The organism is Candidatus Phaeomarinobacter ectocarpi (assembly GCF_000689395.1).
In the GTDB taxonomy this organism is placed as follows: Bacteria; Pseudomonadota; Alphaproteobacteria; order CGMCC-115125; family CGMCC-115125; genus Pyruvatibacter; species Pyruvatibacter ectocarpi.
The window spans coordinates 1621733-1644206 of the sequence record NZ_HG966617.1; the positions used below are offsets into that span (position 1 = coordinate 1621733).

Sequence of the window (22474 nt, forward strand, 5' to 3'; positions counted from 1 at the left end):
GGACATAACGATGACCATGACGATCAAAATACTTCGCTGGACAGCCATCACACTCGCCACGCTGGCCGTGGTGATTGGCCTGCTGGTCCTGCAGCTACTCGGCCTCGCAGAGCGGGCTGTGCCGGACTATGCGGGCACAATGGATCTGCCCGGTCTATCTGCCCCGGTCGAGGTCATCCGGGACGCACATGCGGTCCCTCACATCTTTGCCGAGTCGGACCCGGACGCCGCCTTCGCCCTGGGTGTCTCCCACGCCCAGGACAGGCTCTGGCAGATGGAACTGTTCCGTCGTGTGGTTCAGGGACGCCTGTCCGAAGTCTTTGGCTCCGCCGCCCTGCCCGCCGACAGGATTATTCGGACACTCGATTTCTACGGCCACTCGAAGCGCTCCCTTGCGGTGCTGTCGCCCGAGTTGCGGGCAGCCCTTGATGCCTATGCCGCTGGCGTCAACGCCTACATGTCGGAATCCACCCGGCCTTATCCGCCGGAATTTCAGGTGCTGATGCATACGCCCGAACCATGGCAGCCCGCTGATTCCGTCGGCATGGTCAAACTGCTGGCGGCCGGTCTGTCCGGCAATGCGTTCTCCGAAGTCCTCCGCACCCGCCTGATGGACGTGCTGGACGAGGAAGACCTCAAGACATTTGATCCGGCCTATCCAGTCGACAGCAAACCGGCCGTGCGTGATCTCGCTTCGCTCTACCGCACGCTGGGGCTGGAGCGGATCATTGCGGCCATCCCCGACACGGGTCCGCCCGGTGCCTCCAACAACTGGGTTGTTGATGGCAAATGGACAAAGAGCCAGAAGCCGCTGCTGGCCAACGATCCGCATCTGGGCATGCTGGCACCCTCCATCTGGTATGCCGCGCACCTCAATGTGGGCGACAGCAATGTCATCGGCGTCACCATCCCCGGCATTCCATCCGTGGTGCTGGGCCGCAACAACCACATCGGCTGGGGCTTCACCAATACCGGCCCGGATACCCAGGACATGGCGATTGAAGAAGTGAACCCGGAGAACCCGGACCAGTACCGCACGCCGGACGGCTGGGCCGATTTTGTGACCCGCGAAGAAGAGATTGTTGTTCGTCTGGGCTCGGACGAAACACTGGTTGTGCGCGAAACGCGCAATGGCCCGGTCCTCGATGCCATTGCAGAGACGTTTGAAGATGTCGTCGCCGATGGTCAGGTGGTGGCGCTCAAATGGACGGCCCTGACCAGCGAAGACACCACCATTGAAGCAGGCTTTCGCTACACCAAAGCCAGGACGGTGGCTGAATTTGACGAGGCCACCCGCCTTCAGGTCTCCCCGATGCAAAGCATGGTGGTGGCTGACGTCGACGGAAACATCGGCATGATTGCGCCAGCCGCGGTTCCCGTGCGCAGCGACGCGCATGAGACCGGCGGACTGCTGCCTGCCTCCGGTGCCAATCCTGCCAATGACTGGCTGGGCATGATCCCCCACGAAGGGCTGCCGCGCGTCATCAACCCCTCCCATGGCTACATCGCAACCGCCAACAACAAGATCATCGCCGATGACTTCCCCTATTACATCTCTTCAAGCTGGGATGGTCCGTACCGCGCCAATCGCATTGAAGACATGATCGAGGCAACGCGGCTGCACGATGTGGCAAGTTTTGAGGCCATGCTGGCGGACAACAAGTCTGAACTGGCGGAACTTCTGGTTCCCTACTTCACCAGCGTGGAACCCGAAACAGATCAGATGGCAGCAGCACAATCGCTGCTGCGCGACTGGGATGCCACCATGGAAAAGGAACTGGCGCAGCCACTGATCTTCCATGCCGCCCTGAAGCAATTGCACACAAAACTGTATGCGGATGAACTCGGCGACCTGGCGGATAGCGTGACCCGCCGCCGTGAGACGTTCCTTCTCAATGCCCTGTCCGGCGACGAGGCAGCAGCACGCTGGTGTGACGACACATCAACCGCTGAAACAGAACACTGCACAGACGTGGTTCGCACGTCCCTTGCAGCAGGTCTTGAGGTGCTGAACGACCTCTATGGGTCAGACATGAGCACGTGGACCTGGGGAGTGGCCCATCCGGTGGTGAACAATCACCTGCCCATGGGTTTCATTCCCGGCGTGCGGAACATCTTCAACATCGAACGCCCCAGCGCCGGTGGTCCGTACACGGTCAATCGCGGACAGACCGGATCAGGCGCCCGACCGTTCGCCAATGTCCATGCCGCGGGCTATCGCGCCGTCTTTGATTTTGATGACATGAACAACTCCGTCTACATCATATCGACGGGCCAATCCGGCAATCCCGCATCTGACTACTACGATACCTTTGCCACGCTATGGGCGGATGGCGGCCACATCCGCATGACCACGGATCGTGCTGAGATAGAGGCAGGATCAATCGGCACTATGACTTTGCGACCCGCTCACAACTAAGGCCCGCGCAGGCGTTTGTTTTCCGCGACGCCGCCGAGTGGCTATAGTGAAGGCATGAGCGACCAGGACACCAAGATTCCTCTTCCACTGGCGGGGCCCCGTCCGGATCAGGAGGAAATCGAAGAAGCGCTGGAATTTTCCAGCCTTTTGCAGGAATTCGGGCGTCTGCTGTCTGGCGAATATGACCGTCGTATGCCCATGAGCCGCGGGCAGTCTGCCGTCGTCGCCCTCCTCATGGAGAATGACGGTCGCACCCAGACCGAGCTGGCTGACGACATGGTCATGCACAAGGTCTCCGTCGGGGCTCATGTGGATGAACTGGTTCAGCAGGGGCTGGTGGAGCGCCGCCCCCACCCCACGGACCGGCGGTCAAAGCAGGTGTGGCTGACGCCCTATTTTCACTCGGTGAAGTTTCTGGGTCAGGGGGTGTTCACGATGATCCATGCTCGCGCCATCGAGGGTGTGTCCAAAAAGGACTATGACCACGCGGTCAAAGTGCTGACCGCCATGCGGGACAATCTCAAAAAGCTGAAAGACGAAACCGGCGGCTAGGCGCGGCTATGGCCAAGCCTACTTGGCAGCTGTCGCATATTTGCTTCGGAAGTAAAGCAGCGGGTCGCCCTCGGTTGTGGACGTAAAGCCGACCACCCGGCCCACCATGATGATGTGGTCTCCCGCATCGTGGCGGCTTTCCACGTCACACTCGAAGGTTGCCAGTGCCGTCTCCACCACGGGAAGGCCGGTCTTGGCCCCCTTGCCGCCCACATGGTCTTCCATGGAATGACGGCCCGGCTTGGCCATCTCGTTACTGACGTTCATGTCCTCAGCACTCAGAACATTGATGGCAAACTGGCCGGCCGCATCAAAATCCGCAAGCGTGTCCGATGATTTGTCGATGCACCACAGCACCAAGGGCGGGTCCAGCGAGACCGACGAAAAGGAATTGGCAGTGATCCCAACAGGGCTCCCGTCGGCCTTTCGCGTCGTCACCACCGTGACACCGGTCGCAAAACAACCAAGCGCGTTACGAAAATCTCGAGAATTATCGGTCATAAAGGAATTGCCTGAGGATGGGCGTTGGGCGGGAATGCGAGCATTTGTGCCGTTCTAGGCGACGCTTTGGTTAGTGGCAACCTGCTGAATTAGCAAAGCATTAACCACGCTTATCAACCTCAACCGCGTGTTAACGCGATTTGGGGACACTTCCCTTCAGATTATGTCAGCAAAAGTCTCGGCACACAGGGTGCGGAGGCATAGTACTCGGTTGGGACCGTCGGCGCGATGAAACTGATTATCGGCATTATTACTGTGTTTGTCTGCGTGCTGGGCGGCTACGCGGCCATGGGCGGCAAGCTCTATGTGCTCTGGCAGCCCTTTGAAGGCGTGATCATTCTGGGTGCCGCCATGGGCGCCTTCATCATCGCCAATCCGGGACACGTCATCAAACAGATGGGCGGCGCCCTGGGCGCGCTCATGAAGGGTTCGCCCTACAACAAGGAATCCTATCTGGAGCTTCTTAGTTGCCTGTTTCAGTTCTTCAAGCTGGCCAAGGCCAAGGGCAATTTGGCGCTGGAAGCTCACGTGGAGAACCCCCATGACTCGGACATCTTCAAGCAGTTTCCCACCGTGGCAGCCAATCACCACGCCGTGGATTTCATCTGCGACTACGTTCGCCTGATTACACTGGGCACGGAAAACCCCCATGAGCTCGAAGCCCTTATTGATGAGGAACTCGAAACCCATCACGAGGAACGTCACCACCTTATCGACGCCATGCAGGCGCTGGCAGATGGGACACCGGCTCTTGGGATTGTGGCCGCGGTGTTGGGCGTGATCAAAACGATGGGCTCGATCAACGAGCCACCTGAAATTCTCGGCAAGCTCATCGGTGGCGCCCTTGTGGGTACGTTCCTCGGCGTGTTCGTGGCCTATGGCTTCTTCGCGCCCATGACCGCATCCCTGAAGCACACCTATGACGCGGAAGCCAAATACTTCCAGTGCATCAAGGCAGCCCTCCTCGCGCACCTGTCAGGCTATCCGCCTGCCGTGTCCGTCGAGTTCGGCCGCAAGGCGCTGCTGAGCGACACACGTCCCACATTTGCAGAACTCGAAGAACGCACCGGCTCCCTGCAGCCTGTCTAGGCCGCACCTGACCGCCACGCCAGAAGGACCAAGGCGCACACATGTCGAGCAACGAACAGCCGATCATCATCAAGCGGGTCAAGAAAGCCGCACACGGCCACCATGGTGGCGCGTGGAAGATCGCTTACGCCGACTTCGTGACCGCCATGATGGCCTTCTTCCTGCTCATGTGGCTCATCTCCATGACAACGCCCGAGCAAAAAGACGGCCTGGCCGACTACTTTGCGCCACCCAATATCAGCCGCTCCAATTCAGGCTCCGGCGGCATTCTTGCCGGTACCGCCCATGACAGTCGCGGTGCCAAGGAAGGTGGCGCGATCACAGCCGTTGTCGTGTCCATTGCCCCGCCGGCCCAGAAGGAAGACGAAGGCAAGGACAAGGGTGAGACGCCAGGCGACGGCCAGATCGGCGACAAGAAAGAAGACGGCGCCGAGATGGCCCATGAGAGTCAGTTGCTGATCGACAATGGCGAAGCGAAACAGGAAGCCCGGTCTTTCGCGCGCGCTGAAATGTCGATCCGTCAAAGCCTCAATGATCTGCCGGAACTCGCTGAGTTGTCCAAGCACATCATCATTGACGAAACACCTGAAGGCCTGCGCATCCAGCTTGTGGATCAGGAAGGCCGCTCCATGTTCCCGGCTGAAAGTGCTGTGCCCTACGAGCGCACACGGGTGCTTCTGGATGCCATCGGCAAGACACTCAATCTGCTGCCCAACCGCATCACCATCGGTGGTCATACGGATTCAACACCCATGAGCACCGGTGATGACTACACCGCATGGGAACTCACTTCCGAACGGGCCAATGCCGCGCGCCGGGTGCTCATGGAAAATGGCCTGGACGGGAACCGTGTCTATCAGGTGGCCGGCAAGTCGGATTCAGAACCGCTGTTCCCGGAAGACCCGTTTATGGCCGCAAACCGACGCATTTCAATCGTCCTGCTGCGCGAAGCCCCGGTTCTGCCGCCAAGCCAGATGCGCTAGGCGAAAACACCCCCCTTAGACCGCCCTATTGCACTTCGGCCTCCTGGTCCCCATTTTACGTCTACGAACGTAGATTTCAGGAGACGTGAATGACGACGGTTGACCGCGCGGGTCCGGTGCACTGGCGAGATGCCTCTGGCGCCGACGCCATCCATATTGATGCGGATCGCTACCCGGAGCTGTTCGACGGCATTCTGAAAAAGCGCTTTATGGCCTTCGTGATCGACTGGCTGCTGCTGGCGGTCGCAACCGTTTTCCTCACCCTGGTATTTGTTGTCCTCGGCCTTTTGACGTTTGGGCTGGCATGGGCTGCGCTGCCTTTTGTGACGCCGCTCATGTGGCTCGCCTATTTTACCTTCAGCATTGGTAGCCCCAGCTCGGCCACACCAGGCATGCGGTTCATGGGCATTGAAGTGCGGACATGGGATGGGGCGCGGCCGGAATATCTGCAGGGCGCATTGCAGACTTTGGTGTTCTACCTGTCTTGGTCGACCACCATCATTTTGTTCCTGTTCCCGTTCTTCAACAAACGCCGCCGCTGCCTGCACGACTATCTGATTGGAACGGTTGTCATTAATTCTCCGTCCAGCATTCCGCCCGATGCGCAGGTGATTTCTCACTAGAAGATTCCCCTACAAAACAAGCAAAAACGCTGCTTGGCTTTCGCCCTTCCCCATGCCTAGATGCTGCCTATGGAGGCCGATTTTTCTCACGTCTGGCAGATGTGGGTGGTGTTTGCCGCGATCATCGTGGCCATCGCCGCCTATGCGTCTGAAAACATTCCCCTTGAGCTGACATCGCTGGCGCTTGTCGCCGGGTTGCTGGCTTTTTTCCATATCTTTCCGGTCGAAGCTGTCGCAGGCAACAACCTGCTGGATGCGCGTGTCCTGCTGGCCGGGTTTGCAGATCCCGCCCTCATTGCCGTGTTGGCTTTGCTGGTGGTTGGTCAGGGACTGTTTCAAAGCGGTGCCCTGGAAGACCTGGCCCAGCTCAGCAATGCAAACGCCACCCGCGCCCCCTTTCTGACGCTCGGCGTCATGCTGGTGGTCGTTCTCATTGTTTCAGGGTTCATGAACAACACACCGGTGGCCGTGATCTTTATCCCGGTCGTCAGTGCTCTGGCGGCCAAGGCAGCCATCTCGTCTTCCAAGATGATGATCCCGCTCTCCTATGCCTCGATCCTCGGCGGCATGACCACGCTGATTGGCTCATCCACGAACCTGCTGGCATCCGGTGCCGCCGAACGCGCCGGACTGGACCGCATCGGGTTCTTTGATTTTACCATTCCCGGCATGTTCCTGGCGGCCGTCGGCATTGTGTATGTGGCAGGCATCCTGCCCCGCCTGCTTCCCTCCCGGGCCAATCTCGCGCAGGAAATGGAAGGCTCAGGCAAGCAGTTCATTGCCCAGCTTCAATTGGGCTACGGCCATCCCATGGTCGGCAGCAAGGCCACCGGCGGCATGTTTCCGGCCTTGAAGAACATCACCGTGCGCATGGTCCAGCGCGGCGAACATGCCTTCCTGCCACCGTTTGAAGATCTGGTCCTGCGCCCCGGCGATACGCTGATCATCGCGGCCACCCGCGCGACCCTCACAGAGTCCCTCAAGCAGGACCCGGAAATCTTTCAGGGCCTGATCCATCAGGATGGCGGCCCCAGCGACCCCGATGATGGAGACGATCAGCGTCCCGTGCGCGATCTCATGCTGGCTGAGAGCATCGTCGCACCGGGCTCGCGCCTCATCGGCCGTAATGTGGAACAGGCGGGTTTCCGCATGGAAACCGATTGTATCGTCCTGGGTGTTCAGCGCCGCAGCCGCATGATCCGTGCCCGGATGAGCGACATACGCCTTGAGCCCGGTGACGTGCTGTTGATTGTCGGCACCCGCGAAAGCGTGCGTGGTCTGCGCACCAGCCGCGATGTCCTGCTGCTTGAATGGTCGGCGACTGAAATTCCAGACCTGAGCAATGCCCGCAAGGCGCAGATCATTCTTGGCGGCACAGTCGCAGCGGCTGCCCTTGGCATTGTCCCCATTGCCGTTGCGGCCGTGGTCGGCGCCTTCGCCATGATCGCCTCAGGCTGTCTCAACATCCGCCAGGGGTCCCGTGCTATCGACCGGCAGATTTTCCTGCTGGTCGGCGCAGCCCTTGCCCTTGGCACGTCTTTGGAAATGACCGGCGGCGCGACCTACATCGCCCAGCAGGTCATAACCGTTTTCGCGTCACTTGGACCGGCCGTTGTGCTGTCGGTCTTCTTCCTGCTCGTTGCAATTTTGACCAACGTGCTGAGCAACAATGCTACGGCGGTGCTGTTTGTCCCCATCGCCATCAGCACAGCCAACGGCCTCGGCGTCGACCCTATGATCTTTGTCTATGCTGTGATCTTTGCCGCCAACTGCTCTTTCGCCACCCCCATGGGCTACCAGACCAACCTGCTGGTCCTTGGTCCGGGGCACTACAGATTTTCGGACTTTATGAAGGCCGGCGCGCCTCTGGTGATTGTTCTGTGGCTTGCTTTTTCCCTGTTCGCACCGTGGTATTATGGTTTGTAGAGTGATCATGTCCTTCATGACTCGGAGCCTTACGTGACCCACCCGGGCAAAACCGCGCCGCGATTTTACCTGACCGCCGAAGCCCCCTGCCCGTATCTGGAGGGAAAGCTTGAGCGAAAGGTGTTCACCCATCTGCTCGATGTGGACGCCAACACGATCAATTCCATGCTGACGGGGGCCGGTTTCAGGCGCAGCCAGACCATTGCCTACAAGCCCGCCTGCGATGGATGTTCCGCCTGCGTCTCCGTTCGCATCCCGGTGGATATCTTCACACCCTCCACGTCGCAACGCCGCATCATCAAGAAAAACACCGACCTCGAGCGCGTGCCCCGCGAACCGATTGCGACCGAGCCGCAGTTCGAGTTGCTCCACACTTATCTTCAGGATCGCCACGCCAATGGCGGCATGTCGGACATGGACGAAGATGATTTCTCGGCCATGGTGGAAGAGACCACCGTCGATACGCTCATCTTTGAATATTGGACCAGGTCCGACCCGGCCGATGACACACTAGAACCGCTGGGCCGCCAGAAGCTTGTGGGCGCGTCGGTCACGGACGTCATCGATGATGGCCTGTCCATGGTCTACAGCTTTTTCGACCCGTCAGAATCAGCCCGCAGCCTGGGCAGTTACATGATTTTGGATCATGTGAAGAAGGCCCGCGAAATGGGGCTACCCTATGTCTATCTGGGCTACTGGATCGATGACTGCCGGAAGATGGCCTACAAGGCCAAGTATCAGCCTCTGGAGGCCCTTACCATGGATGGTTGGGCTCCCCTGGAACCACCGTCGGACACCGGCTCCAACGCCTGATTGCGCCACGCCTCCCCATCCCTATACTGCGCGTCAAATATCTCCGGGGAGACTAAGATGAAACGCAGGGATTTCCTGACCGGCGCCGCCGTAACCGGTGCTGCTGCCGCGACGCTGGCTGTTGCCGGCTGTGACAACGCCTCAACCACGACCGCCAGCACTGAAACGACACCTGCGAGCCCGGCCATTCTGACCGGCAAGCGCAAGCTCAAGATGGTGACAACCTGGCAGAAGAATTTTCCAGGGCTGGGCACATCAGCTGAGCGCGTTGCCAAACGCATTGAAGATGCGACCGACGGTCAGGTCTCCATCAAGGTCTATGCGGCCGGTGAACTGGTTCCAGCATTTGAGTGCTTCGACGCTGTCTCCACTGGCACCGCCGACTGTTACAATGGGGCTGAGTACTACTGGCAGGGCAAGTCTGTCGGGTTCTCTTTCTTTACGGCCGTTCCCTTCGGCATGACTGCAAATGAGCTGACCGCATGGATCTATCATGGCGGCGGTCAGGAGCTGTGGGACGAACTATCCGCGCAGTTCAATCTCAAGGGCTTCCTCTCCGCCAACACGGGCGTGCAGATGGGCGGCTGGTTCAACAAGCGCATTGAAAGCCTCGAAGACCTCAAAGGTCTCAAGATCCGCATGCCCGGTCTGGGTGGCGAAGTGCTCCGCCAGCTTGGAGCTGCCGCTGTCAGCCTTCCGGGTCCGGACATTTATCAGGCCCTGCAGACAGGAGCGATCGACGCAACGGAATGGGTCGGCCCCTGGAACGATCTCGCGCAGGGTTTTTACAAGGTCACCAAATACTACTACTGGCCCGGCTTCCACGAACCAGGCGCCGCCCTTGCGACGGTCTTCAACAAGGACGTGTTTGAAAGCCTCACCAAGTCGCAACAGGGCATCATCCAGAATGTCTGCCACACCGAACACGACTACACCCTCGCAGAATTCAACCATCACAACTCCGCAGCGCTCGATACTTTGCTGCGCGACCATGGCGTAATCCTCGAAAAGTTCTCTGATGAAGTCTTTACCGGCTTCCGCGACGCATCAGCCAAGGTGCTGGAAGAAGCCTCCAAGGAAAGCGAAATCGCCGGACGCATCTACAAGAGCTTCCGCGAGAACCTGGACAACTCCATCCGCTGGACGCGCATCTCAGAAGAAGCCTATGTCAACATGCGCACCGGCAGTGAAGGCTAGACGGCACCGCTCGTGACACGCCTCATCGCCCTCATTGATGGACTGAACAATCGCATTGGGCGCACGGTCTCGTGGCTGGTTCTGATTATGGTCGTCGTGCAGTTCGTCATTGTTGTACAGCGCTACGTCTTTGGCATCGGCTCCATCTGGATGCAGGAATCCATCGTCTACATGCACGGCTTCCTGTTCATGCTGGCGGCAGGCTACACCCTGCTCCACAACGGCCATGTGCGGGTTGATGTGTTCTATCGTGAAGCCACGCCGCGGCGGAAAGCCATCACCGACCTTTGTGGTGTTTTGTTCTTCCTGTTGCCCATGTGCATTGCGGTCATCTGGCTCGCATGGCCTTACGTGTCCAACTCATGGGCAATCTTTGAAGGCTCGAAGGAAACAAGCGGCATTCATGGGGTCTATCTGCTCAAGACGGTGATCATCGTCTTCGCCGGTCTGGTGGCACTGCAGGGCGTATCACTGGCCGCACATTCCATACGCATCCTGCGGGGGCAGGAAGCGCCGAGCGCCGAAGCACCGCCGGAGCTCATGTAATGGACGTCGCTGACATTCTCGACATTGCGATGTTCGCCACGGCCTGCATCTTTCTGCTGGCCGGATTCCCCGTCGCCTTTACCCTTGCGGGCACGGCTTTGATCTTTGCCATCCTCGGCGCGATGCTGGGCGTCTTTGACCTGTCGTTCCTGCGCGCCTTCCCTCAGCGCATTTTCGGCACCATGACCAATGAGACGCTGATCGCGGTGCCGCTCTTCGTTTTCATGGGCGTGATGCTGGAACGCAGCAAGGTTGCCGAAGAGCTGCTGGAAAACATGAGCCGCCTGTTCGGTACCATGCGTGGTGGCCTTGGCATTTCGGTCACCATCGTGGGTGCCCTGCTCGCAGCTTCAACCGGCATTGTGGGCGCAACCGTTGTGACCATGGGCCTGCTCTCCCTGCCCACCATGTTGAAGCGCGGTTACGACCCTGCCCTTGCAACCGGCTCGATCGCGGCTGCCGGCACGCTGGGACAAATCATTCCACCCTCAATCGTGCTTGTTCTGCTGGGCGATGTCATGTCCAGCGCCTACCAGAATGCCCAACTCTCCATGGGCAATTTCTCACCCGATGCCTTGTCGGTAGGTGACCTGTTTGCCGGAGCCCTTCTGCCAGGCCTGATGCTTGTGGGCCTCTACATCACCTATCAGCTGATGATGGCTTTCTTTAAACCCGCGTCGTCGCCCGCCCTTGATGCCTCCGAGCTGGCAGAGCAGCCAGGCCTTGGCCCAATCCTGCAGGCCCTCATTCCACCTGTCCTGCTGATTGTCGCGGTGCTGGGTTCAATCCTGACGGGCGTCGCGACGCCAACAGAAGCTGCCGCCGTCGGTGCAGTTGGCGCTACGCTGCTGGCGGGATATCGCCAACCATTGCTCGAACTGGCCGGACACAATGACGGACCTGCCCTGCGTGGCGGCATCATCCGCCTGATGTCAAAGATCCACATCAATGGATTGCTGCCACCGGTTCTGGCGGCCGCGTCCATCCTCGGCCTGTTCGTCCTGACATCCAGCTTTGACCTGCGCCTCGGGCTCAACACGGACAGCACCACACTGCAGATTGCGCGTGGCGCTGCCTACATGCTGTGCGCCATCGTGGCCTGGGGCATGTATGTCTCCTTGCTCCGCACCCTGAGCAACGGGTGCCTGGGTCAGGTGGTGAGGACCACTACCGAGATCACCTCAATGGTCTTTGTCATCCTCGTGGGCGCTGCCCTGTTTAGCCTGGTCTTCCGAGGGCTTGGCGGCGATGACACGGTGCACGAATTTCTGAATGCCATGCCCGGCGGTGTCGTCGGCGCCATGATCATCGTCATGCTGGTGATGTTCTTCTTGGGATTCTTCCTCGACTTCATCGAGATCACATTTGTGGTTGTGCCCGTTGTCGCCCCGGTGCTGCTGATGATGGGCGTCGACCCCATCTGGCTGGGTGTGATGATGGCGATCAACCTGCAGACATCGTTCCTGACGCCGCCCTTCGGCTTTGCCCTGTTCTATCTGCGTGGCGTCGCACCGCCCGAGGTCAAGACCACCGATATCTATCGCGGGGCCATCCCTTTCGTGATCATCCAGCTCCTTGCTCTGGTCATATTGTCGGTGTTCCCTGAGATCGCCACTTGGCTGCCCGAGATCGTTTTCGGCTAACTACTAGGAAGACACTTCATGGCGATTGACAAAAAAGCAGACGGCCCGCGCCTCCCCAACTACATGGCAACAACGCTGATCATGATCGCAGTTGTCGGCATTGTATCCGTGGCAATCAGCCAAGGCTGGCTGGAGCTGGACCAGGATCCGGTGCATCTGACTGTGACAGCACCTGAAAAGGTCATTCTGCCCCGTGAAGGCGACGTACCGTTCAGCTATACGGTCAATCTCAAGAACAATACCGACGATCCGATCCTGCTGGAGGCCTCAACCCCCTGCCGTGTCCATCGCTGGTTTGTGGCGGATCGTGGCGGCAACTTCGTACAGGGCGAGCCGGAAGAAATCTGCGCGCAGGTGGTCATGAATGCCGACCTGACGCCCGAGAGCTATCTCGAAGACGTCAACGCCATCACGCTGGATGCAGCCCGCTACACGTCAGGCGCGGAGTATCAGCTCATGGTCCGCTACTGGGGCTATGACCGCATCCACCTTTTCACGGCGGAGTAAGCCCGGAAGCTCGCTTTGGTTACAGCTCGCTCTGGATTGACCCGTCAAACGTAGTCCAGTCCCGCTTGGGGAACCCGGTTGGCGGGAGACGCCCGGCCTGCGCACGGTCGCCCCGCCAGTCCTTGAGGGCCTTGGCATCAATCGTCTTCTGACCGCCGCCGTCACGCCACTGAAAGCCTTCCTTGAGTTTGAAGACCTTGGCCTGACGCAATCCGCCATCCTTGTAGCGCTGCAAACGAACGCCACGACCACGGGTCATCTGGTTGACCTGCTCAAGCGGGAACAACAGCAGTTTACGGTTCTCACCCATGACGGCAATCGTATCGCCATCAGCTGTCACACATGTCTGCGCTTCGTCCCCTGATGCGAGGTTCAGCGTCTGCTTGCCCTTGCGCGTCATCGCAACGATTTCGTCTTCGGGAACCACAAAGCCGTATCCGGTCTGCGACGCCACCAGCAATTGCCTGCCGGGCTTGTGCACAAACAGAGACACGATCGTTTCCCCGTCACCCAGATCCACCATCACAGACACAGGCTCCCCAAAACCGCGCCCACCGGGCAACTTGGCTGCATCCAAGGTGTAAAACCGCCCATTGGTGGCAAACAGAATGATCTTGTCCGTCGACTGCGCATGGACTGCGAACCGTGGCCCATCGCCGGTCTTGTATTTGAGTGTCGACGTATCGTCCGTATGCCCCTTCATGGAGCGGATCCAGCCGCTCTCCGAGCACACGACAGTAATGGGTTCCTTGACGGTCAGCTCTTCAACAACAGCGGCCTCGTCAACGTCTGGCGCGTCGGTCAGTTCCGTGCGCCGTCGGCCGATATCCGTCTTGGGTCCAAACGTCTTCTTGAGTTCTTTAAGCTCGCCGGAAATCGTATCCCACTGCTTGCCTTCTGATTTCATCAGGGCGTTGAGCGTCTTACGTTCTGCCGTCAGCTCCTTGTGCTCACCTTTGATTTCCATCTCTTCGAGCTTACGCAAAGAGCGCAGGCGCATGTTGAGAATGGCTTCCGCCTGAACGTCGGTCAGCTTGAACGCCTTGATCAGTTCCTTCTTCGGCTCATCCTCTTCACGGATGATCCGGATTACTTCATCGAGATTGAGATAGGCGGCAAGGTAGCCCTCCAGCACCTCAAGCCGATGCGCAATCTTTCCAAGGCGGAAGTTCGTTCGCCGTTGCAGAACAACCCGACGGTGATCAAGAAACGCCCGCAGCACATCCTTGAGGCTCATCACCTGTGGCACCTGGGTGGCACTCAGCACATTCATGTTGAGCGGAATGCGCACTTCCAGGTCCGTGCCCCGGAACAGGCTTTCCATCAAGACTTCAGGATCAATGGTCCGCACCTTGGGCTCGAGCACCAGCCGCACATCCTCAGCGGACTCGTCACGAATGTCGCCCAGCAGTGGCAGCTTCTTCGCCTGCAGCAGATCAGCCACCCGCTCGATCAGCCGCGCCTTTTGAACCTGATAGGGCATCTCCGTGACGACAATCTGGTAGCCGCCCCGCCCCGTATCTTCGCGCTCCCATCGCGCCCGCAGACGGAAAGAGCCACGTCCCGTACGATAGGCTTCTGCAATGTTCTCCGCCGGCTCAATCAGTACGCCGCCAGTCGGAAAATCAGGCCCCGGAACATATTTGAGCAACGTCTCGTCACGCGCATTGGGCTGCTTGATGAGATGCAGTGACGCATCCACAAGTTCAGCTGCGTTGTGCGGCGGAATGGACGTGGCCATGCCAACGGCAATGCCCGTCGTGCCATTGGCCAGCAGATTGGGAAACGCACCGGGCAGAACCACCGGTTCTTCGTCTTCGCCATCATAGGTATCGCGAAAGTCCACCGTGTCTTCGTCGAGGCCATCCAGCATCAGCCGGGCAACCTCAGTCATCCGGCTTTCGGTGTATCGCATGGCAGCAGCGTTATCGCCGTCGATGTTCCCGAAGTTGCCCTGCCCTTCAACCATGGGGTAACGCTGTGCAAAGTCCTGAGCCAGACGCACCAGTGCGTCATAAATCGACTGGTCACCATGGGGGTGATATCGGCCGATGACTTCACCCACCACGCGAGCGCACTTCTTGAAACCGGTATTGGGGTCGAGCTTGAGCTGCCGCATCGCGAATAACAGACGCCGCTGGACAGGCTTCAGGCCGTCCCGGACATCCGGCAACGCACGCTGGGTAATGGTGGACAGGGCATAGGCCAGATACCGCTCTTCGAGCGCCTCTCGCAGGGCAATCGGGCGGGCATCGTCCGGGGGCGTTGTCGGCTTGCTCATGTCACTCCAATGGGCACAATGTCGGTCGAATTTGATCGGGCCTATTCACCCGCCGGAAAGCGGAATGTGGCTCGAATCAAGCTATTCTGCGTAGTGTAGTTGGTCGCCCGCGCATCCGGCGTGGTCAAGCGATCAAAAGCGGATCAGGAGCCCCATGATCTCCAACCGGCAATACTGGCTGTTCATGGCCGTCGCAGCGCTGCTGATAGCGGCCCTGGCGAGCTATGGCATTCCTCAGTCCAGCTTCGCCCTGACGGCTGAAACGGCCGCAAAACTGGCCGGAGGCGCCGGAACACTGCTCATTCTACCAGCCATACTGGTCGTGCCCTGGCGACAGGTACAGTTGACAAAGCGCAGCGTGACAAACACCCCGCTTTACGCCGGAACCGCCGTGTTCGCGATGATGGCCTTTGTGGCGCTAGTCGGCGCAACCATAAGCGGCGGTTAGCTGCCCGCAGAAGCTGCCAGAACCTCAGCAAGGCCAATGCGCGGCACCGGCAATTGCTTGTCTGTTGGCGCAAACACCCGCTTTTCCAGGAAAAACCCGGTCAACCGCAGGCCATCCTGAACATCATCCGCACTCGCCTGCCCGCCACCGGTCAAAAACGGTGGAAGCGGCAACAAGCGCTCCTTGTAGGTGCCCGCTGCTTCAGCGGTGACGGCACGGCCCGATCGGGGGGACACATAGGCCAGATTGTCCGTCTCACCCGTCAGGGCACAGGCTGAGAGATCAAGCCCAAAGCCGAGATCCTCAAGCAATCCAAGCTCCCAGCGTACCAAAATAGCCGGCCAGGTCTCAGGCGCATCCAGCGCATCAAGCAGGATTGTCAGGCCATCATACACCCGGGGATGTGCCTCTCGCTCCGGAAGGACAGCACTGGCCAGGGCGGCAGATGAGGTGAGCCCCGCGAGTGCCTGACGATCAGCCAGCACGGTTGCCACCCGCTGCGCCACCGGCTCTGCGGTGTAGTTGCCAAGATGCTCCTGAAGCCGGGCCCGCCAGGTGACGCTCAGTGTGTTTCCCGGCTGCAACACGCCGCGCATGCGCTTCGAGCCGCCACCCCGGACCAGCCCCATGTGGCGGCCGTGATCCCGCGTCAACAATTCGAGAATGGCCGAGCTTTCACCGTGAGGGCGCACGTGCAGAACGATGCCTTCATCGGACCAATCCATGGGTGCGCGCGCTCCTGCCTTCGGTCTGGATCATGACAACTGAGTCGCGGATGCAATTCAGTAAAATCAATAACTTAGCAGTTTGGATTAAGACGGAATGACAACAAAACTGCGACTATGCACCGGCTTATCCCACTCTGTGGAAAACTACTCGCACCAAGGACGCCTATTTGCCGGGGAAATCCAGCCCCATCATCCGGTATCTCTCCGGATCATCGCCCCACTTCTCACGCACTTTTACAAACAGGAAGAGATGCGCCTTGATATCAAGCGCCTCTTCAATGTCCTTGCGCGCCTGCGACCCGATTTCCTTGATCGCAGCCCCGCCCTTGCCAAGAACAATGCCCTTCTGGCCGGGACGTTCCACATAGACCACCTGATCAATCTTGACCGAGCCATCCTTTTTGACGGTCCAACCTTCTGTCTCGACGGTGGTCGCGTATGGCAGTTCGTCATGCATTCGCAGGAAAAGCTTCTCACGCGTGATTTCTGACGCCAACACACGCTGAGACAAATCCGCCACCTGGTCCTCTGGATAGAGATACGGTCCCTCAGGCATCATGTCTCCAAGGCGGGCACGCAGGTCTGCAACGCCGGAGCCATTGAGAGCCGAGATCATGAACGTGTCAGCAAAGGTGGCCTTTTCATTGGCCACAGCGGCCAGCTCCATCAAGCGCTCTCTGGGCGCCTCATCCACCTTGTTGAGCACCAGCAGACACGGATGCTTGGCGCCTGCCAGACTGTCCAGAATGGCGATGAAGCCTTCATGGTCTGGTCGCGTCCGCTTGGCGTCCACAATAAGGGCCGTCACATCGGCATCATCTGCCCCGCCCCATGCCGCAGCCACCATCGCTTTATCGAGGCGCCGCTTGGGCGTGAAAATGCCCGGTGTGTCCACAAATACAATCTGGCTTTTGCCTTCCATGGTGATGCCACGGATGCGCGTGCGCGTTGTCTGCGCCTTGTGGGTTACGATCGCCAGCTTCTGACCAATCAACTGATTGAGAAGCGTGGACTTGCCCGCGTTGGGCGCACCGATCAGTGCGACAAAGCCCGCTTTGCTGGTGCCGGTCTCTTCACTCATTCTCTTTCTTCCAGTTGGCTCAGCAGTTCCGCTGCAGCCGCTTGCTCGGCATTGCGTTTCGAGGAGCCTTGGCCGCGCGCAACACCTGCGTCACCCGCATGAACTTCCACATCAAACACAGGCGCATGGTCAGAACCCGCCTGCCCCACCACCGTGTATTTCGGGTGCGATTGACCCATGGCATGCAGGCGCTCCTGCAAAAGGGTTTTTGCATCACGCGGTATTTGCGCAACCGTATCAAATGCCTTGTCCCACGCATTGAGAATAAATGCACGAGATGGCTCCAACCCACCATCCATGTAAAGCGCTGCAATCACAGCTTCCATGGCATTGGCCAGAATGGCCGTCTTGTCCCGTCCACCCTGGGCCACTTCCGCCGGTGCCAGATGCAGATAGCGGCCAAGCTCAAGATCGCGGGCCACATCCGCACATGTTTCGCGACGTACAAGCTTGTTGAGACGCGGCGCCATCTCACCTTCAGGCGCGGATGGAAACCGGGTCAGCAAGGCGTCTGCAATGACCAGCCCCAGCACCCGGTCGCCAAGAAACTCCATGCGCTCATTGTCCGGGCCGGACACCGGGGTCGCGCTGGCATGGGTCAGCGCCCGCTCTAGCAGATCAGGATTGTCGAAACTGTACTGAAGTTGTTTTGCCAACGCGGCTGGGTCATCGGCTGTCTTTTGATCAGCACTCTGGCCCCTGGTGGATGGCTTGCGCGTCAATTGACGCCCTGCCCGATGCGACCCCAGCGTGTCACGCCCGGCCACTGCCAGAATTCCCAGAAGCGCGATGAGCCATCCGTTGAATAGAAAATGAACTCCGCGCGACCCACCAGATTTTCAAACGGCACATAGCCCACGGCACCGGGCACCCGGCTGTCCTGGCTGTTGTCCCGGTTGTCACCCATCATGAAGAAATGCCCGGCCGGTACCGTAAAGACACCGGTATTGTCGCCGGAGCTGCCACGCACCTGATCCAGCGTGAGGTAGCTGCGCCCGTTAGACAGGGTCTCGCGATAGCGCGCCACCCGCCGGATATTGCCGAACCGGTCTTCTTCCACAAAGTCTTCAACCCGCTCACGCGGCACGCCTTCGTCATTGATGAAAAGCTGCCCGTCGCGCATCTGGATCCGATCGCCCGGCAGGCCAATCACACGTTTGATGTAATCCGTGCGCCCGTCGGTCGGCAATTTGAAAACCGCAACATCTCCCCGCTCAGGTTCGCCGCCCAGAATACGACCGGAGAACAAGGGCGGACTGAATGGCAAGGAGTGCTTCGAATAGCCATAGGCATATTTGGAGACGAACAGGTAGTCACCGATCAGCAGCGTCGACAGCATGGAGCCCGAGGGAATTGAGAACGGCTGGAACAGCAATGCCCGGATGACCAGCGCGATCAGCAGGGCGTACCCCACCGTGCGCATGGTTTCCATCACGCCGCTGGACTGCGCTGAACTCGTCTTGTCCGTCATGCTCACAAGCTTTCCACCCACTCTGTCAGGCATCACGCTGCCTGATGGAGCCTCATGCCGAATTCGGTCAATTGTGCCCGAATAGCATGAAGAATTGCCATATATGTGGCGCTGATAGCCGCAATCCAGCGGAATCGCAATGTTTTGAGGCCTTTGCGCCCAAATTATCCCGCGAAGACAGGCTCCGGATCGCCACTCTTCCACTGCGGATACTTGGTCATGGTGGTGGCAAACAGATCAGAAGCCAGATGCCCCTCCAGCCACTTCTGCAATGACGGCAGCGGCAACGCGTCAAACCACTCCCGATCCGTATTGGCGAACTGCCGGACGAACGGAAAGATCGCATGGTCAGCGAGGCGCGGCTCTGCGCCAAGTAGCTGCCCTTCCTGCGCAATCATCTCGTCAAGTTTCTTGAGGAACACGACACCGGCATCGCGCTGCTCAACCGGATCCACGCCTTCATAGCGTGTCGGATATTTATAGCGGTCGAGATTGTCCTTGAAGCCGCCATCCGCTTCCTGAATTAATTCAAGGCTGGCTTGCTGATTGTCCAGCCATTCATAAGGGTCATTGCGTTCCAGCGCCCACAACATGATGGCAAGGCTCTCATCGATGACGCGGCCCTCTTCCGGCAGCAGCACGGGAACCGTCGCCTTCGGCGAGACCTCAATCATCTCCTCGGGCTTGTCACGCAGCACAACTTCACGCAGCCGCACCGGCGTCTTGCTCACAAGCAAAGCCATCCGCGCCCGCATGGCATAGGGGCAGCGGCGAAAGCTGAAGAGGATCGGCTCTGCACTCATCGCGACCCCAGATGTTTACGGCCTTCTTCAGCCGCCTGGTTCACCTGACGCTGGCGCTCGCGATATCGCTCACGCTGTTCTTGCGTTTTGGTGTCAAAGCAGTGCGGGCAGGACTCGCCGTGAACATACTTCTCAGAAGCGCGTTCTTCTGCGTTGAGCGGCATACGACACGCATAGCACTGGCCATAGTCGCTTTCCCTCAGCCCATGGCCCACAGCCACACGCTGATCAAACAGGAAGCAGTCACCATTCCAGCTGCTGTCTTCTTCAGGCACGTTCTCGAGGTATTTGAGAATGCCGCCCTTGAGGTGATGAACATCCTCAAACCCCTGCGCTTTCACATAGGCGGTGGCTTTCTCGCAGCGGATACCACCGGTGCAGAACATCGCGATCTTGGGCTGCTCGCCCGTGTCCTTGCGCAGGTTCTTGGCAAAATCATCAAACCATGTTGGAAAGTCGCGGAATGTCTCCGTATCCGGATTAATCGCGCCTTCAAAAGTTCCAATCGCAACCTCATAGGCATTGCGCGTATCAATGACGATCGTATCCGGATCGCTGATCACGTCATTCCACGCCAGCGGGTCCACATATTCGCCTTTGGCGCGGGCGGCATCGATACCCTCCACGCCCATGGTCACGATTTCTTTCTTGAGACGAACCTTCATCCGCAAGAACGGCATGTCCGTTGCGACAGAATACTTGACTTCAAGGCCTGTGAACTGCGGCAGTGATTTCAGATAGGCAATCGTCTTGTCGACGCCTTCAGGCGTGCCGGCAACGGTTCCGTTGATGCCTTCAGGGGCCAGAAGAATGGTCCCCATCAGCCCGTTTGATTTGCAGATATCGGTAATGTCGGGCCGCAGGCCAGCCGGGTCATCCACGACCGCAAAGTGATACAGTGCGGCGACTTTGTAGGGTGCGTTGGTTTCAGTCATACCGGTACTCTTATCAGCTCTTGGCTGGAACCGCAGAGATGATCACGATGGCCTGTGCCAGCGGCATGTCATCGGTGATCGTCAGATCAATCTGAGCCACCATGCCTTCGGGCGTCATGCGTTCAAGATGGCCCAGCGCACCGCCGGTCAGCACCATGGTCGGTTTGCCGCTGCGCAGATTGGCAACACCCATATCCCGCCAGAATGTTCCCTGTCGCAACCCTGTGCCAAGCGCCTTTGAACAGGCTTCCTTGGCCGCAAAGCGCTTGGCATAAGACGCCGCCCGTTGCAAACGGCGCTCTGACTTGGCCTGCTCGATGTCAGTGAAAATCCGCTGGATAAAACGATCACCAAACCGCTCCAGCGTCTTCTCGATGCGGCGGATGTCGATCAGGTCATTTCCGATACCAAGGATCATGTCAGCCTCACGCAATTGCCGTCTTCGAGGACGCGCGGGCTTGATCCATCATGGACCGCATGCGCCGGATGGTTGAATCAAGCCCACCAAAAATCGCCTCCCCGATCAGGAAGTGACCAATGTTGAGCTCAACCAGCTCAGGTATCGCTGCAATTGCGCCGACGCCATCAAAAGTAATGCCATGACCCGCATGCATTTCCAGACCCATCTCGTGGCCTTCGCGGGCGGCCTGCTGAAGGCGTGCGAGTTCGCCTGCTGCCTTCTCAGCGTCGCCATCATTCAAGGCGTCGCAATATGAGCCCGTGTGAAGCTCCACCACCTGGGCGCCCATGGCCTTGGCAACCGCCAGCTGCACGCGATCCGGATTGACGAACAGCGAGACGCGGATCTTGGCATCAACAAGCTCGCTCACATAAGGCGCTAGTTGATTGTGCTGGGCAGCGGCATCAAGTCCGCCTTCCGTGGTCAGCTCTTCCCGGCGCTCGGGCACGAGGCAACAGGCATGGGGCTTATGCTTGAGCGCAATCTCAAGCATTTCTTCCGTCGCCGCCATTTCAAGATTGAGCGGCAGCTCCAGAGTGTCCATCAGCCGGTCAATATCGGTATCGGAGATATGTCGCCGGTCCTCGCGAAGATGGGCTGTTATCCCATCCGCCCCGGCTTTGGCCGCAATCTCGGCCGCGCGCACGGGGTCGGGATGCTGCCCTCCCCGCGCATTACGGATGGTGGCCACATGATCGATATTGACGCCAAGGCGAAGTGTGTTGGTGCTCATAGGCTCAAAAATGGTGCGCCCAGGCCCCAAAGTAAAGTTCACAGCACGCTGTCCAGCTATGCGGTCCCTAGGCCTTGAGGTTTCGGCTACCCGGTTTCACAGCGGGAATGGCTGCCAAGGCTTCGGGTAGCTCGTCCGGCGCATAGCTCGACACATCAAGCTGGGCCAGCGGCACGAGCGGCACACCAAGGTCAGCCTTGCCGCCTGAACGATCCACGAAGCACGCCGCAGCAACAGGATTGCCCCCCGCCTCACGGATGGCCGCAAGACACTCACGTGAGGACAGACCGGTGGTCACAATGTCCTCGACCATCAGCACGCGGGCATTGGGTTCCAGAACAAAATTCCGGCGCAGGACGAACTTGCCCTCTTCACGCTCGGTAAACATGGATTTGAGGCCAAGTTGCCGCGCCATTTCATAGCCGGGAATGATGCCGCCAACAGCCGGGGCAACAACAATATCGATGTCGCCCTTAACCGTTGCCTGGACCTTCTGCGCCAGCGCGTGCGCCAGACGCGCCGTGCGGGCCGGGTCCATGAACACCTTGTTCTTTTCCAGGTACGTGCCGGAGTGGCGCCCTGAGGACAAGATGAAATGTCCTTCCAGAAGCGCGCCCGCCGCCCGGAACTCATGAAGAACCTCTTCTAGGCCAAGGGGGCCGGGATTGGCCGGCGTATCGATGGAATTCTGCATGTCGCTATTGCTTGTCATGACCGCTCAATAGCAAACCAGCC

23 protein-coding genes are annotated in these 22474 nt (G+C 59.0%); 12 read left to right on the forward strand and 11 right to left on the reverse strand.

Going from position 1 to position 22474, the window contains the following annotated elements; all coding sequences use genetic code 11:
• Window positions 1-10: 10 nt before the first annotated feature.
• Both BN1012_RS07765 and BN1012_RS16805 read left to right on the forward strand, forming a co-directional pair.
• Window positions 11-2419, forward strand: coding sequence for a penicillin acylase family protein (locus BN1012_RS07765; protein ID WP_052534814.1), 2409 nt, complete (start codon window positions 11-13; stop codon window positions 2417-2419).
• A gap of 54 nt (window positions 2420-2473) precedes the next feature.
• Window positions 2474-2971 (forward strand): MarR family winged helix-turn-helix transcriptional regulator, encoded by a 498-nt coding sequence (locus tag BN1012_RS16805; RefSeq protein ID WP_052534823.1) that lies wholly within the window; start codon window positions 2474-2476, stop codon window positions 2969-2971.
• Window positions 2972-2989: 18 nt separating this feature from the next.
• Here BN1012_RS16805 and BN1012_RS07775 read toward each other — a convergent pair whose 3' ends face one another.
• Window positions 2990-3472, reverse strand: coding sequence for a flavin reductase family protein (locus BN1012_RS07775; RefSeq protein ID WP_043949180.1), 483 nt, complete (start codon window positions 3470-3472; stop codon window positions 2990-2992).
• Between the two features lie 228 nt (window positions 3473-3700).
• Here BN1012_RS07775 and motA point away from each other — a divergent pair, with 228 nt between their 5' ends.
• The 9 genes from motA (at window position 3701) to BN1012_RS07820 (ending at window position 12799) form a co-directional block, all read left to right on the forward strand.
• Entirely contained in the window at window positions 3701-4561 is an 861-nt protein-coding gene (gene motA / locus BN1012_RS07780) for a flagellar motor stator protein MotA (protein WP_043949181.1), read from the forward strand.
• Window positions 4562-4602: 41 nt separating this feature from the next.
• Window positions 4603-5544: a flagellar motor protein MotB gene (locus tag BN1012_RS07785; RefSeq protein ID WP_043949182.1), complete on the forward strand. Its 942-nt coding sequence runs from the start codon at window positions 4603-4605 to the stop codon at window positions 5542-5544.
• Between the two features lie 89 nt (window positions 5545-5633).
• A complete protein-coding gene (locus tag BN1012_RS07790; RefSeq protein WP_052534825.1) occupies window positions 5634-6167 on the forward strand; it encodes an RDD family protein in 534 nt (177 codons plus the stop codon).
• Window positions 6168-6236: 69 nt separating this feature from the next.
• Complete coding sequence (locus BN1012_RS07795) at window positions 6237-8093, forward strand: SLC13 family permease (protein WP_043949183.1); 1857 nt, start codon at window positions 6237-6239, stop codon at window positions 8091-8093.
• A 33-nt stretch (window positions 8094-8126) separates the two neighbouring features.
• Window positions 8127-8906 carry an arginyltransferase gene (locus tag BN1012_RS07800; RefSeq protein ID WP_043949184.1) on the forward strand — a complete coding sequence of 260 codons (780 nt, stop codon included), beginning with the start codon at window positions 8127-8129 and terminating at the stop codon, window positions 8904-8906.
• 57 nt (window positions 8907-8963) lie between these two features.
• On the forward strand, window positions 8964-10103 hold the full coding sequence (locus BN1012_RS07805) for a TRAP transporter substrate-binding protein (RefSeq protein ID WP_043949185.1): 1140 nt from the start codon (window positions 8964-8966) through the stop codon (window positions 10101-10103).
• A 12-nt stretch (window positions 10104-10115) separates the two neighbouring features.
• The gene (locus tag BN1012_RS07810) at window positions 10116-10649 is read left to right on the forward strand and encodes a TRAP transporter small permease subunit (RefSeq protein WP_043949186.1); all 534 of its coding nucleotides are present in this window, start codon (window positions 10116-10118) and stop codon (window positions 10647-10649) included.
• Window positions 10649-12292, forward strand: a complete 1644-nt coding sequence (locus tag BN1012_RS07815; protein ID WP_043949187.1) for a TRAP transporter large permease — start codon at window positions 10649-10651, stop codon at window positions 12290-12292. The genes BN1012_RS07810 and BN1012_RS07815 overlap by 1 nt, the downstream gene beginning before the upstream one ends.
• A gap of 18 nt (window positions 12293-12310) precedes the next feature.
• Window positions 12311-12799, forward strand: a complete 489-nt coding sequence (locus BN1012_RS07820; protein WP_043949188.1) for a hypothetical protein — start codon at window positions 12311-12313, stop codon at window positions 12797-12799.
• A gap of 19 nt (window positions 12800-12818) precedes the next feature.
• Here the strand turns inward: BN1012_RS07820 and parC are convergent, their stop codons facing one another.
• The gene (gene parC, locus BN1012_RS07825; protein WP_043949189.1) at window positions 12819-15080 is read right to left on the reverse strand and encodes a DNA topoisomerase IV subunit A; all 2262 of its coding nucleotides are present in this window, start codon (window positions 15078-15080) and stop codon (window positions 12819-12821) included.
• Between the two features lie 154 nt (window positions 15081-15234).
• Here parC and BN1012_RS07830 point away from each other — a divergent pair, with 154 nt between their 5' ends.
• Window positions 15235-15528 carry a hypothetical protein gene (locus BN1012_RS07830; RefSeq protein WP_043949190.1) on the forward strand — a complete coding sequence of 98 codons (294 nt, stop codon included), beginning with the start codon at window positions 15235-15237 and terminating at the stop codon, window positions 15526-15528.
• Here BN1012_RS07830 and recO read toward each other — a convergent pair.
• From recO to pyrE, 9 genes are all read right to left on the reverse strand, one after another.
• Complete coding sequence (recO, locus tag BN1012_RS07835; protein ID WP_043949191.1) at window positions 15525-16253, reverse strand: DNA repair protein RecO; 729 nt, start codon at window positions 16251-16253, stop codon at window positions 15525-15527. The two genes, BN1012_RS07830 and recO, sit on opposite strands and share 4 nt — an antisense overlap.
• A gap of 166 nt (window positions 16254-16419) precedes the next feature.
• Window positions 16420-17337: a GTPase Era gene (gene era / locus BN1012_RS07840; RefSeq protein ID WP_043949192.1), complete on the reverse strand. Its 918-nt coding sequence runs from the start codon at window positions 17335-17337 to the stop codon at window positions 16420-16422.
• Window positions 17334-18059, reverse strand: a complete 726-nt coding sequence (gene rnc, locus BN1012_RS07845) for a ribonuclease III (RefSeq protein ID WP_244442961.1) — start codon at window positions 18057-18059, stop codon at window positions 17334-17336. Before rnc ends, era begins: the two co-directional genes overlap by 4 nt.
• Window positions 18056-18808, reverse strand: coding sequence for a signal peptidase I (gene lepB, locus BN1012_RS07850; RefSeq protein WP_420887293.1), 753 nt, complete (start codon window positions 18806-18808; stop codon window positions 18056-18058). The genes rnc and lepB overlap by 4 nt, the downstream gene beginning before the upstream one ends.
• Window positions 18809-18972: 164 nt before the next feature.
• Window positions 18973-19611, reverse strand: coding sequence for a glutathione S-transferase (locus tag BN1012_RS07855; RefSeq protein ID WP_043949193.1), 639 nt, complete (start codon window positions 19609-19611; stop codon window positions 18973-18975).
• Window positions 19608-20546 (reverse strand): oxygen-dependent tRNA uridine(34) hydroxylase TrhO, encoded by a 939-nt coding sequence (gene trhO, locus BN1012_RS07860; RefSeq protein ID WP_043949194.1) that lies wholly within the window; start codon window positions 20544-20546, stop codon window positions 19608-19610. Before trhO ends, BN1012_RS07855 begins: the two co-directional genes overlap by 4 nt.
• A 13-nt stretch (window positions 20547-20559) precedes the next feature.
• Window positions 20560-20964: a holo-ACP synthase gene (gene acpS / locus BN1012_RS07865; RefSeq protein WP_043949195.1), complete on the reverse strand. Its 405-nt coding sequence runs from the start codon at window positions 20962-20964 to the stop codon at window positions 20560-20562.
• Window positions 20965-20971: 7 nt separating this feature from the next.
• Window positions 20972-21739 (reverse strand): pyridoxine 5'-phosphate synthase, encoded by a 768-nt coding sequence (locus BN1012_RS07870; RefSeq protein WP_043949196.1) that lies wholly within the window; start codon window positions 21737-21739, stop codon window positions 20972-20974.
• Window positions 21740-21806: 67 nt separating this feature from the next.
• Window positions 21807-22433 carry an orotate phosphoribosyltransferase gene (gene pyrE / locus BN1012_RS07875; RefSeq protein WP_043950801.1) on the reverse strand — a complete coding sequence of 209 codons (627 nt, stop codon included), beginning with the start codon at window positions 22431-22433 and terminating at the stop codon, window positions 21807-21809.
• Between the last annotated feature and the right edge of the window lie 41 nt (window positions 22434-22474).